The sequence below is a fragment of the Terrabacter terrae genome, from assembly GCF_039529575.1.
Taxonomy (GTDB): domain Bacteria; phylum Actinomycetota; class Actinomycetes; order Actinomycetales; family Dermatophilaceae; genus Terrabacter; species Terrabacter terrae.
In genome coordinates this window covers 1-723 of sequence record NZ_BAAANB010000171.1, presented here as the reverse complement: position 1 = coordinate 723, position 723 = coordinate 1, and the positions used below count along the sequence as shown (strand labels likewise).

The 723-nt window shown below is 72.9% G+C and carries 1 protein-coding gene; it reads left to right on the top strand.

Annotation, left to right across the window (positions count from 1 at the left end; genetic code table 11):
- The coding region (locus ABD194_RS20420) for a serine dehydratase beta chain (RefSeq protein WP_343994936.1) at window positions 1-723 on the top strand (723 nt) is incomplete at both ends.

Here is a 723-nt window from a genome sequence, read left to right as displayed (position 1 = left end):
CGGTCCGAGCTCTTCGGCTCCCTCGGCGCCACGGGGCACGGTCACGGCAGCGACAAGGCGGTCATCCTCGGGCTCACGGGCGAGCGCCCCGAGCTCTGCGATCCGCGGGCCGTGGAGAGCCGCCTGGCCCACATCCGCGCCTCCAAGCGCCTGCCGCTCCTCGGCGAGCACGCGATCGACTTCGTCGAGGAAGAGGACCTCGTGATGCACCGGCGCAAGGCGCTGCCGCTGCACCCCAACGGCATGACGTTCACCGCCCGCGACGCGCAGGGCGCGACGCTCGCGCAGCGCACGTACTACTCGGTCGGCGGCGGCTTCGTCGTCGGCGGCGACGCCGACGGCGAGACGCGGATCGTCGAGGACTCGACGCCGGTCGCGCACCCGTTCCGCACCGGCGACGAGCTGCTGGCGCACTGCAAGGAGACCGGCAAGTCGATCGCCCGGATCATGCTCGAGAACGAGCTGTCGTGGCGCACCGAGCAGGAGGTGCGCGACGGCCTCCTCGAGATCTGGCGCGTCATGAAGGAGTGCGTCCGCAACGGCATCGAGACCGAGGGTGTGCTCCCCGGGGGCCTGCGGGTGCGCCGGCGCGCACCCGAGCTGGCCCGGCGCCTGCGCCTCGAGGGCAGCAGCGACGACCCGCTGCGCGGCATGGACTGGATCACGCTCTACGCGCTGGCCGTCAACGAGGAGAACGCGTCCGGCGGTCGCGTCGTCACCGCG